Raw genomic sequence first — 12532 nt, 5'->3', positions numbered from 1 at the left:
ATTCTTCTGCGCTTACTGATAATCTCTCGTTTTCAGTGCGGCAAAGATAACAACTTATACTGTCATAAAACAAACTTACTTAACATAAAATTCATCTTCATTTAATAAAAAGGACATAAACGGCTGTAATGCAGGGAGAAAAATTTCAAACTATTGTTTAATTATTTCACCAAAATCTTACATCAAATGAGTTTTATTGTTTTTGTTGTTGATAAATCAGGCTTAAAAAATCAGCATACGATTTTTCCAGTCCTATAATATCTCCTGATTTAAGATTTAAACCGCCTATTCCAGAGGTATCGGATTTAACTTTTAGTGATGAAATCTGAAAATATAAATTCTCATCAGCTGTTTTAGGCTGGATCTTAATTGTGGAGCCTAGCAGTTTTTTTGTTGACATCGTATAAACTTCGCCGGGAATAATCTCCAATGTAATAAAAGATCTTGGCGAGAGTGTATAATCTTTTTTATTGATATTTATTTTCTGATCTTTTTCTGAGGATGCAAATATATACAGCATTCCTTTCTCGGTTATCAACTTTTCTTTTGGTGTATAATATAATGCCAGCCTATAGTTGGAAGGATTGAATGGCTGTGGAGCCCCATCTACATTTTCAAAGGGTTTTAAAGCAATTGAATTGGCTCCAATTTCTTTTGCCTTCTTATAAACTACCGAAAAAACGGCAGCATCCTCTTTTGAAAATCCCTGCACATCAATTACACCGAGATATTGTGCATCTGTTACGGCATCAAATTTTCTGTATAAAAATTTATCTGTGTTCTCATTGATTTTCTCAACTTTTGTAAGATATATGTTCTGTGCACAAAATAGCTGAGTACACAAAACAGAAAAGGCCAATGTTAGATTTTTCATATCAATTCTATTATGGTACCAGGATTTTGACACATTCTTCCAGACTGTTCTCCCAATGTTTTGGTTCTATTTTATAGGTCTCTTCTATTTTATCTAATGACATGGTGCTTCTTGCCGGTCTTTTTGCCGGAGTGGGATACTGTTCTGTAGTGAGAGCGTTCAGCTTTACCGAAGATTTGGAGAATTCAGCAATCTTTTTGGCGAAATCGAACCAGGTAGCCTCAGGATAATTGGAGAAGTGGAAAATTCCAAAAGTTTTAACCGGCGCTTCAATAATATTCATAATCGCTTCAGCCAAATCGTTCGCATTGGTAGGCTGGCCAAACTGATCGGCAACGATTCCCAGTTCATCTTTTTGAGAAAACAGATTCAGCATTGTTTTAACGAAGTTTTTATTGAACTCTGAATACAGCCATGATGTTCTCAAAATAATGGTTTGGGGATTAATTTCCAACGCCAGTTCCTCTCCTTTTCTTTTTGACTCTCCGTATACTCCTGTTGGGTTGGTAAAATCATCTTCTGAATAAGGAAGATTGGTATCTCCATCAAAAACATAATCTGTTGAAACATGAATCAGGATACTTTTATTTTCTGTACATGCCTGAGCCAGATGAGCTACCCCATCTGCATTTACGGCAAATGCTTTTTCAGTTTCTTTTTCTGCAAGATCAACGGCTGTGTAAGCTGAAGCATTGATGCAGTAATCAGGTTTGTTATCATAAAAGAAGTCATTAACCTGATCTTCGTTCGTGACATCCAGGTTTTTTGAGTCGGTAAATATAAATTCGTAGGCATTTTCAAAATCAGGGGCTATTTTCCTAATGCAGTTTCCCAATTGTCCGTTGCTGCCTATTACTGCTATTTTTTTCATCTGTAACTTTATATGTATGGTTGTAAATTAGGAATACTCCTATTGGTTATTCGTTATGAATTTTTTGCGTTCTGTGATCTTAAGAATTTAACTCTTGGCTGAAAGTCCTTTTGTTCCAGATCTACATAGAACTTGTGAAAGGTTTCTTTAATATCTTCAGGATGAACCTCGGATCTTCTTGTCTTAATATTAAAGTAAATCACGGTAACCCATAAAACGGCATGAACTGTTTTTTCATCCAGGCTTTTCATTAGTATTTCCACTTTTGCAGTTCTGTCTTGTATTTCAATCGTCTTACTGCTGATGACTACCTGAGTGTTGTATCGTACTTCTTTTAAGTAAGCGATCTCATTCTGAATGGCAATCCACGTACAGCCGGTCTGTTTAGTATATTCTTCGTATGTAAATCCGTAAAATGTCTCTACATGATCTTCCCTTGCATTGAACATATAGTCCAGATATTTTACATTATTCAGATGTCCTATTGGATCACAATCGCTGAAACGGACTTTTACCGTGGTTGATACTTCTTTTTCCATGGTGCAAAAATACAAAAAAAACCGCCTCTAAAGGGGGCGGTTGAATTTATAAAACTTTGTTAATTTCTTAGTTAACTCCTAGTTCTTTCTTTACAGCGGCGGTAGCATCGATACCTCCTTTGTAAATGAATGCCTGAGAGTTTGAATCCATGATGTAGTCATATCCGTTTGCTTTAGCAACTTTTTCTACAGCATCGTTCAATTTCTTTTCAATTGGTCCGAAGATCGCATCTTGCTTTACCCCAAGATCTTTTTGAGCTTTCTCCTGCATTTGTCCGATTTCTTCACGGATTTTAGTTAATTCTGCTTCTCTGGCTTTGTTTTCATCAGCCGTTTTCTTAGGGGCTTCTTCAGTATATTGCTTTAGTTTAGCTTCACCTGCGTCTACTCTTTTCTTAATTTCGGCTTGTTTTGTATCTAGGAATGTTTTTAGTTCAGCATCAGCTTTTTTCTTTTCAGGCATTGCATTAAGAACTGCAGATACATCTAAAGTAGCCATTTTCTGAGCTTTTGCCATACCTACTGATACAACCATCATCACCGCTGCAAATAATACACTTAATTTTTTCATAACTGGTTAATAAATAATTTAATTTGTTTGTTAGATTTCAAATGTGTGCAAAAGTTAATTTGTATTATTTTTTACTTTTGCTGTTACTTTTTTCTTTTTTTTCGGTTCCTTTCAACAGAATGTCAAGAACTTTCTCGGTATAATCATACCTTTTTTGAAGAAAAAGCACATTGTTACTTGTTTTATCAAGAACCGTGCCCAATCCGTTTTTCTCTGCCATCGTTTTAATGGCTCCCCAGATCTGATCCTGGAAAGGTAAAACCAGATTGGTTCTAAGCTTTGTGATCTCTCCATTGGCACCGAATCTTAAACTTGTTGTTGTTTTGATGCTTTTATCAAGATCCATTACTTCTTTTTCTCTAAGCTTCAGCTGGTCGCCGATCAGTAAAACTTTTTCACTTTCAAATGCTGCCTTTTTTCTTTCGTACTCAGACTGCAGATTTTGAAGTTCAGACTGCCAGGTATCAATCTGGGCGTTAAGTCTTGCTTCTGCTTCTTTGTACTGAGGCATTTTACTTAAAATTTCATTGGTATCCACCACGCCTACTTTCTGGGCGCTAAAAATCCCGGCAAGCAGTAATAATACAAATGTGAAAGTTATTTTAAAGTTTTTCATATCTTATGAATTATAGTGATTGATTCATCAAGAAGTGGGTCTTCCATCCAGATGGTTCTGTTCCGGAAATTGTTTTATCAAATCCATATGCGAAGTCGAACCCGATCAAACCAAATGCTCCCATATAAACTCTTACCCCTACTCCGACTGATCTTTTCAACTGGAAAGGATTGTAAGTGCTCCATGAGTTCCAAACGTTACCACCTTCTGCAAAAGTTAGTGCATAGATTTTTGCCGTCTGGCTCATTGAGATTGGGTATCTTAATTCTAATGTAAATCTGTTATAGATGGTTCCACCTCCTTTCTGAGTAATATCTTCTGTTTCTCCACCGTAAGTAGATGCATTTTCATATCCTCTCAAAGGAATTAGTTCACGACCGTCATATCTACCTCCGAAAAGTCCGGTTCCTCCTACATAGAATCTTTCGAAAGGCGGAGCTCCAAGCTGCTTGTTATATCCATCCATGAATCCCATTTCGGCAGAGGATCTCAACACCAGTTTTCCAGCAATTTCGTTGTATACGTCAGCCTTGAACTTGATTTTGTAGAATTCCATCCACTTATATTTGTTGATAGGGCTCATTGTAGAGTAATCTTTATTACTGAACAGTGAATATGGAGGGGTTAGTTTTGCAGAAAGTTCGATATTAGAACCCATTGTTGGGAAAATCGGGTCAATTCCGGCTGAGTTTCTGCTTAAACCTAAGTTGATACTGAGGTTATTGGCATCTCCATTATATTCTGTTGTATCTCCAAACTGGAACGGATAGTTTTTGAAGTTATACTTCTGAAACTGAATTCCTGTATATAAAGAGAAATAATCATCCGGCCAGTTCAATAGTCTGTTCAGACCTGCTGATGCAGAGAAAATGTTCAATTTCTGGGCATTTCCATAAGTATCATTATATTTTACTCTGGAATTGTTCACACTTACAGAAAGCGCTGTTTGCTTTGTTCCGAACAACCATGGCTCAGTAAATGAGATTCCGTAGTTCTGGAAGTACTGTCCTGCCTGTGCCTGAATGGATAAGGTTTGCCCATCTCCCTGAGGTACCGGTTTAAAGTCTTTAAACTTAAGGAAGTTTCTTAGTGAGAAGTTACTGAACGTAAGTCCTAATGTTCCGATAAAGCTGTTACCACCGTAACCTGCCTGCAACTGAACCTGAGAAGATCCTTTTTCAACAAGTTTCCAATTGATATCTACTGTATTATCCTGTTGGTTTGGCTGGATATCCTGCCCTACCTGCTGAGGATCAAAGAAAGACATCCCTGCTAAATCAAAGTAGGTTCTCTTGATCTCTGTTTTTTTGAAAAGTTCTCCCGGCTTTGTTCTTAAAGCTCTTAATACAACGTGGTCATGGGTTGTTGTATTCCCCTGCCATGTTACTTTATTCCAGGTAGCCTGTTCTCCTTCATTAATTCTGATCTCAAGATTTACGGCATCACCCGATACGGATTTTTCTACCGGAGTAACATTGGAGAAAAGGTACCCATTGTTCATATAAACAGATTTGATATCTGAATCATCTTCTTTTCCTCCGTCTTCTCCTACTTTTTTGTTGAAACCTACGGCATCGTAGATATCTCCTTTTTTATATCCTAATAATCTCTGTAATTGTTCTGTAGGGTATACGGTATTTCCGGTGAATGTAATATCTCCGATATAATATTTTTTACCCTCTTTCAGTTTTACATTGATTTCGTAATTATTTCTTTTGTTTCTCCATACAGAATCTGAAACGATTACCGCATCTCTATACCCTAACGAGTTATAGTAGCTGATAAGACTTTGTTTGTCTTCCTGATACTTATCTTCAATAAATTTTGAAGATTTAAGAATACCACCAATTCCGAATCTCTTTTGTTTGGTTTCTTTGAAAGCTTTCTTTCTAAGTTTAGCATCGGAAACGCTTTGGTTGCCTTCAAATTCGATATGGTCAATTTTGATTCTTTTCCCTTTATCTACATTGATGGTCCAGTCTACCATAGACGGATCGTTTGCATTTACTTTATCCTGAATGGTAATCTTAGCATCAGCAAAACCTTTTTTTATGTAGTCTTTAGGTATTTTAGTTTTAAGACTTGATATAAGGTTCTGTGTAATCTTAGTACCTGGCTTCAGGTTATTATCTTTTATAAGCTTTTCATTTTTGGATTTACCAATCCCTTTCCCTTTGAATTTTACTTCTCCAAGGTCTTTAAGGTCTTCCAGGTAGAATCTCAGAACGACAGTTTGTCCTTCAATACTCTGAACATACACCTCTACTTCTGAAAAAGATTGGGTATCCCATAGTTTTTTAACAGCATTGCTGATTTTCTGTCCCGGGATGTCCACAACTTCTCCTTTGCTTAGACCTGTAAATCGTAAGATCTGAGCGGGTGTATATTTTTTGACCCCATCTACAACAATGTCCTTAAGTGTGTAAGTTCCTGCTTCATTTTCTGCATGTACAGCACTATTTACTTTTGTACTGTCCTGAGGAGTTACTTGTCCATAAAAATGTGCAGAAGCAGCAAACATTATGATGGGTAATAGTCTAAACTTCATTTTATCGAGTCTTTCTTTTCTTTAAATTTATTGGGCTTTTATCTGATCGCCGGTGAGACCGTATCTTCTTTCTTTGTTTTGATAATCTACAATACATTGGAAGAAAATATCTTTGGTAAAGTCCGGCCATAGGACATTTAAAAATTGTAGTTCTGCGTAGGCAATCTGCCAAAGGAGAAAATTGCTTATTCTTATTTCTCCACTGGTTCTTATCAGCAGGTCTACAGGAGGAAAATTTTTGGTGTAGAGATAGCTTTCAAATAGTTTTTCATCAATATTCTCTGCTTCTACTTTTCCTTCTTTCACATCAGAACTTATATTTTTCACGGCTTCCAAAATTTCATTTTGAGAGCCGTAGCTAATTGCCAATACTAAATTTCCTTTTGTGTTTTCTTTGGTAAGCTCTACTACACGTTCAAGCTGTTCTCTCACAATGGAAGGCAGTTTCTCAAGATTCCCGATCACATGCATTCTCAATCCTTTGCTGAAAATTTCTTCGGCTTCCAGCAATAAGGTTTCTACCAACAGATTCATCAGGGTACTGACTTCTTCTGCGGGACGGCTCCAATTTTCGGATGAAAATGTGTAAAGTGTTAAATAGGGTATATTGATCTCATTACAAGCATTAATGGCACTTCTTACAGCATTAATGGCATTCTTGTGACCGAAAGATCTTTCTTCGCCACGGGATTTTGCCCATCTTCCATTACCATCCATAATGATGGCTACGTGTTTTGGTAAATTCTCAGAATTTATTTTATCTTTAATCAACGACATATTCATTAATCACAATAACATGGAGGTCTTCCGAAAGAGTAAGTCAGTCCTAAGCTGAAAGTATTCATCCAGTCTTTGGATCTTCCATCACCAATATTTCTTCTTCCGATAAACTCTTGCTCTCTTTCTTTGGAAACTGCATAATAATTTCCAGACTGCAGCAGCGAACCACCGGTAGCAGGATCTAATATATCTGCATTAAAAGAAGATTTTACATCTTCAGATAATATTTTGCTGTGATCCAGCTGATCAGTCAGCGTATATCTGAATGTAGCTTCTGCAAAGATAGCCCAGTTATGGTTAAACTTGTATTTCAATCCTACTCCAAAAGGAATATGCATTGTCACTTTTTTCCCCAATGAATATTCTTCAGTAGTTTTGAAGTCTGATTCGTTGATAGGAGCCTGCGCCACACCATCGGCATCTCTTCTGAAGTCATTCACCAGATTTGCTTTAGGGGCATCAAACATTAAAGCACCTACACCACCAAAGATGTATGGGCTTACCATGCTTATCTGCTCGTTATTTACCGGAAAAAAGTTGTATTCAAACATTAAGCTTGCCTCATATACGTTATTTTTTCCGTATGAGTTTCTTTTCACTCTGTATTCTTCTTTTGCCGCTTTATCACTGAACTGAACCTGGTTATAACCTAAATCCAATCGTACAGTCTGATGCGGGTTAAAATTAAATCTGTATAATATGCCTCCATAAAACGGGAAGCCCCATTCTGACGCTCTGTCTAAATCCAATGGCTTTTGTAAGATATAATTGGTTCTCCCTACGTCCCCCACAAGATTACTCATCCCCAGGCGAACTCCCAATTCATTTCTTTGTGCTTTAACACTTACCATTCCAAGGAAGGCAAGGAAGCTAAACAATAATTTTTTATTCATAAAAGAATATGGATTTATGGTTATTTTAAAATTTAATTTTTGCAAATATAAAACATTTTTATATTAATGATATTCTTAATGTTTAGTTAAAAATAAACAAAAAAACATAATTTGTTATAAAGTAAACGGCAAAGTAACGAAAATATTCTTTTTTTCACAGAATTCAATTACTTAAAATATAAAGAAACCCCCAGTGGGTGAGGGTTTATAACTTTATTTTTTATTAAATATTGCCTGTACCTTATTCCTTATTTTTATCAATAGAGGTTCTTTATAGTTTTTATCTTCATCAAAATACCCGTAGCCATAGCCATATCCGTAGCCATATCCGTAACCATAACCCTGCTTGGTGGTGTAATCATTATAGATAAGCCCCAGATGATTAATTTCATTAGCGTGATATTTTTCGGTAATCATCTTCAGCATATATTTTTCGGTATATTCATGACGTACAACATAGATGTTGGCATCTGAATACTTCATTAATTCATATGAATCCGCAACAAGACCTACCGGTGGAGAATCGATGATGATAAAATCATATCTTTCTTTCAGTTCTTCTATAAACCTGATATTACTTTCACTCATCAAAAGTTCTGACGGGTTAGGCGGAATAGGCCCTGATGTAGCAACATCCAGATTAGGGATCTTGGTTTTATTGATAATCTGATCTATTCCAACCTCTCCTGTAAGGTAGTTTGAAATACCATATTTGTTATCAATATTAAAGTCTCCGAAAATCTTAGGTTTTCTAAGGTCCATTCCTAAAAGAATAGTCTTTTTATCACTTAATCCTATTACAGAAGCCAGGTTGATGGACACATATGTTTTTCCTTCGCCTCCGATGGATGAAGTTACCAGGATGATTTTTCCTTTTCCGCTTTCCTTGCCTTCCATCAGGAATCTCATACTGGCCCTGATACCCCTGAATGCTTCTGAAACAGATGATTTAGGCTGCTCAAGAACGGTAAGCATGTTCTCATTACTGTTGTTTCCGATTACTCCCAGAAGAGGAATTTTGGTTGCACTCAACAGTTCTTTAATGTTACGGATCTTGTTATCCAGCACTTCACCAATCAGGATAAATGCTAGCGGAAGCAGTAATAACCCCAGCATAATAGCCATTTTTATTCCTTTTACATTCGGACCTATCGGAGCCTGTCCAAGATTTTTGGCCGGGTCAATTACCGTAATATCCGACTGATTGGTAGCCACTTTCATCTGGGCTTCATTCTGTCGTCCCAAAAGACTGTTGTAAGTAGCCTCAATCATATTATATCCTCTTTCGGCATCCAGATATTTCCTTTCTTTTTCAGGATAGGAGATGAGATCGGTATTCGCTTCAGCAACCTGTCTGTCTATTTTATTGATTTCATCATAATATCTGGTATAGTAATTTCTCAGACTTCCGGAAGATCCTGCTCTTGCTTCATTGATAAGCCTGTTAATCTCTTTCATCGGCTCAGAATTAGGCTTATAGATCGTTGCCATTTCTCTCCTTTTGGTATAGAGTGCTTTCAGCTCAGACACGGAAGCAGAGAAAAATCCGTCTTCAAAACCGGCAGCATTGGTACTTATCATTTTTTCAAAATCCTGGGATTGAAGCGTATTTTTAATATTGTTCAGCGAACTAATTTTGCTTACAAGGTCTGCTTTCTTCGCTTCAAGATCTTTAATTTTTTCTAAGGATTTCTCATCCCTGTCTTTAATATTATAAAGCTTTTCGGATGTCTTCAGAAAGTTAAGAACAGCGGCACTTGAATCTAGTTTTTTGCGAATATTATCCAGATTGCCCTGCAAATAAAGTTCTGTATTTTTATTAACGATATTTTTATCCGCTAATCTTTTTTTCTGAAGTTCAGCAACCGATTTATTCAGGAAGTTTACCGTACTGTTGAGATTATACCCTTTTTTGGTAATGAACATGATGGTGTTGATCTCCCTGTCAAAATCTACTCCAATTGTGGACACAATTTCGTTAACACTCTGATTTATAGAGGTCAGGTTTACAATGATATTATCTACCTTAATCTTAGGGGAGACCGGGTTTTTAAGCAATCTGAATCTAAGGTTTGGGGCATTATACCATTCATTAATCTTAATGATTTTATTGGCAGGTCTGGCATATTCATTAATAGACTGCAAACCCTCAGTTTCATAACTGTACAAAGAGGAAGACTGCCCTTCTTCAGGAAGAATCACTTCATAAGAATCACCTCCTTTCGGGATCAGGGTAATAGGATAATTAATCTGCTGAAGATGTTTCTTATCAATCTGCAGGAAAATTGGTGAATCTGTTCTATCAATATAGGTTGACTTGATTAGTCCTTTGGTAGAATAATTAACAAACAAATCCAGCTCTTTTACCAAAAATTCGTTGTGAGATCTGGACAACAGCATCTTTTTAAGATAAATTCCGTCCTGATTTCCACTTTGTCCCCAAATAAAGTTAATTGACTGATTGGGTGTAAAATAACTGGAGGTATTATTGGATATACTCAGAGAGAGATCTGAAGCAAAAACATTCTGAGCATAATATTTACTATATACCCACGAGATGATATACCCTAAGAACAGCATGAAAATAAACCAATACCAGTTTCTGAGTATCCGTCTGAGAAAATGTTCAATATCAAACAACGCAAACGATCCGTACTTCTCCTTCTGGGGCTCGTTCTTCCCTATTTTTTCGTCTTTACCTGGAATCATGATTAAAGGTTTTTAAGAAGAAGATAAATTGACAATGCGGTAGTAATTACCGATACTCCGGTCGTTAAAGTCTGTATTGGATCTTTTCCGAATCCATTAAGACTCTTTCCTCTGGTATTCAGATAAATTTCATCCCCGTTTTGTATATAATAGTAAGGGGAATTCATAATATCTTCACGGGTAAGATCAATTTGAGCTTTTTTAATTCCTTCCGGAAGTTTTCTGTGAATAACAATATTTTTACGGTCTACGGTTCTGTTCAATCCTCCATTAATTGCCAATGCTTCTGTAATGGTTAATGTATTTTTATGGGCTACTTTTTCTCCTGAAAGTCCTGTTGTTTCTACATCTCCTAAGATGTAGTAAGTGATTCCATCCGTATTCAGCCTTACTTCAGCTTTTCCTTCCTGAAAATTTTCATTTACTTTATCCTGAAGTTCTTTGGTAACATCTTCAAGTGTTCTTCCTTCTGCTTTAATATATCCAATTCCAAATACATTAATATCACCTTTGGAATCCACTTTCAGCCCGTTAAAATAGAAGTTCATATTTCCTCCGCTGTTGGTGGAGGTAGCTCCCCCGAACCTTGTTGCCATAGTATTGACTCCTGCCCCGGTTCCGGTTCCTCCGGAAGTATTGAAGGTGGAGTAAAACTGTGCTGCATCTCCTTTGGGAGTGGTTACAATATTAAGATTAAGAATGTCATTTTTGGTAATTCTGTAAACGGGAATATTGTAGGGAATAAGACCTTCTTCATTAATCACAAGGCTTTCGCTGGGCTGCATGTATCTTACATCTTTTTTAGTGATGCAGGATGTAATAAAAAAGGGTAATATTAAAAATAAATACTTAAAGTTCTTCATCATATTTGAATATTGTATGCAAAAGTAAAAATTATATTGATATTTTCTTGTTATTTCGTAAACGATAGATCAGATCCGGCAGATAAGCTCCTAAAAAACCAAGCATAATAATGATCAGCAGCAACAAGTTGATATTGATATGTCTTAAATAATAAGCTACTGCCACAATCAGAAGGTAATACACAATGATATAAAATGTGGCCCTTCTATGGGTAAGGTCCAGTTTCAGCAATTTATGATGGATATGGTTCTTATCTGCATCAAAAGGGGATTTCTTATTGCAAATCCTTACAATAATCACGTTAAGCGTATCTACAATTGGCAAGATAAGGATGGCGACTGCAACAACCGGAGCCGACTGAAGGTGGTATCTTGGAATATTAGGAAGTTCTTTATCTATAAAAATATCAATAAAGCAGATGGAGGTAAATGCCAGAAGGAAACCGAGAAGCATAGAGCCTGTATCTCCCATAAATATTTTATTGGTTCTGTAATTGGACAGATTATAATAAAGAAACGCCAGAACAGTTCCAATGATCACGACTGATAAAACAACCAGCGGATAATTGTACTCTCCAAGTCTGTAATAACTGATGCCAAACAAAGCACTGCAGATTACCGAATATCCTCCGGCAAGTCCATCAATACCATCAATGAGATTAAAGGCATTAATGAGTACAATAAAGGTAATAATGCTGAAGATCACACTTATCACATATTCCAGCTCATAAATCCCGAATATTCCGAATAAGCTTCTGATCCTGATATCTGAACCAATCACAACAAGTGACGATACAATGATCTGGGCAACAAGCTTTTTATAGGCTCTCATCACCACAATATCATCCATCACACCTATATACAGGAGAATGATAAGTGATGCAAACAGAAATTTATAGAGGTCAAAAAGTTCGTAAGCAAAGATTGAGGCACAGATTCCAATAGAGTAAAAAATAGCAATTCCGCCCAGATTAGGAATCTTTCTGAGATGGGAACTCCTTACTCCCGGCTCATCCATCAGGTTCTTCCTTCTGGAGATTTTAATAATGGTAGGGATTGAAAAAAAGGTAATTAAAAAAGAGAACACGAAACCTAATCCTATTTTCACATAAAAAATAGAAATTCCTGATTCGCTTAAGAACAATTCAAAATTCTTCATTTTTTTCCTTATCAAAGCACCTATCGTCTCTAATGAAAACAATGACAAGAGATTACAAAATCCGTTCGCTAAAGTTTTACTGTCCGAAACAATTGTACTTGCATTTGTG

11 protein-coding genes are annotated in these 12532 nt (G+C 36.4%); all 11 read right to left on the bottom strand.

Annotated features, from left to right (window positions below; translation table 11 throughout):
* Window positions 1–193 precede the first annotated feature (193 nt).
* Window positions 194–874 (bottom strand): hypothetical protein, encoded by a 681-nt coding sequence (locus J2Y40_RS12750; protein WP_153396149.1) that lies wholly within the window; start codon window positions 872–874, stop codon window positions 194–196.
* Between the two features lie 10 nt (window positions 875–884).
* Window positions 885–1745, bottom strand: a complete 861-nt coding sequence (gene rfbD, locus J2Y40_RS12745) for a dTDP-4-dehydrorhamnose reductase (protein ID WP_153396151.1) — start codon at window positions 1743–1745, stop codon at window positions 885–887.
* Window positions 1746–1798: 53 nt separating this feature from the next.
* Window positions 1799–2284 carry a thioesterase family protein gene (locus tag J2Y40_RS12740; RefSeq protein ID WP_153396153.1) on the bottom strand — a complete coding sequence of 162 codons (486 nt, stop codon included), beginning with the start codon at window positions 2282–2284 and terminating at the stop codon, window positions 1799–1801.
* Between the two features lie 67 nt (window positions 2285–2351).
* Window positions 2352–2855 carry an OmpH family outer membrane protein gene (locus J2Y40_RS12735; protein ID WP_153396155.1) on the bottom strand — a complete coding sequence of 168 codons (504 nt, stop codon included), beginning with the start codon at window positions 2853–2855 and terminating at the stop codon, window positions 2352–2354.
* A gap of 64 nt (window positions 2856–2919) precedes the next feature.
* Window positions 2920–3471, bottom strand: a complete 552-nt coding sequence (locus J2Y40_RS12730; protein ID WP_153396156.1) for an OmpH family outer membrane protein — start codon at window positions 3469–3471, stop codon at window positions 2920–2922.
* Window positions 3472–3481: 10 nt separating this feature from the next.
* Window positions 3482–6019 carry an outer membrane protein assembly factor BamA gene (gene bamA, locus J2Y40_RS12725; protein ID WP_153396158.1) on the bottom strand — a complete coding sequence of 846 codons (2538 nt, stop codon included), beginning with the start codon at window positions 6017–6019 and terminating at the stop codon, window positions 3482–3484.
* A gap of 27 nt (window positions 6020–6046) precedes the next feature.
* A complete protein-coding gene (locus tag J2Y40_RS12720; protein ID WP_153396160.1) occupies window positions 6047–6796 on the bottom strand; it encodes an isoprenyl transferase in 750 nt (249 codons plus the stop codon).
* 5 nt (window positions 6797–6801) lie between these two features.
* Complete coding sequence (locus J2Y40_RS12715; protein ID WP_309999304.1) at window positions 6802–7692, bottom strand: DUF6089 family protein; 891 nt, start codon at window positions 7690–7692, stop codon at window positions 6802–6804.
* A gap of 213 nt (window positions 7693–7905) precedes the next feature.
* Window positions 7906–10401, bottom strand: coding sequence for a polysaccharide biosynthesis tyrosine autokinase (locus J2Y40_RS12710; RefSeq protein WP_309999302.1), 2496 nt, complete (start codon window positions 10399–10401; stop codon window positions 7906–7908).
* Window positions 10402–10403: 2 nt separating this feature from the next.
* Window positions 10404–11264 (bottom strand): polysaccharide biosynthesis/export family protein, encoded by an 861-nt coding sequence (locus J2Y40_RS12705; RefSeq protein ID WP_394349977.1) that lies wholly within the window; start codon window positions 11262–11264, stop codon window positions 10404–10406.
* Between the two features lie 31 nt (window positions 11265–11295).
* The gene (locus tag J2Y40_RS12700; protein WP_153396168.1) at window positions 11296–12423 is read right to left on the bottom strand and encodes a glycosyltransferase family 4 protein; all 1128 of its coding nucleotides are present in this window, start codon (window positions 12421–12423) and stop codon (window positions 11296–11298) included.
* Window positions 12424–12532: the final 109 nt, after the last annotated feature.

This window comes from Chryseobacterium sp. 2987 (assembly GCF_031456375.1).
GTDB classification, from domain to species: Bacteria; Bacteroidota; Bacteroidia; order Flavobacteriales; family Weeksellaceae; genus Chryseobacterium; species Chryseobacterium vaccae.
Note: the sequence above shows the minus strand (reverse complement) of the source record. Positions and strands in the feature narration are given on the sequence as shown.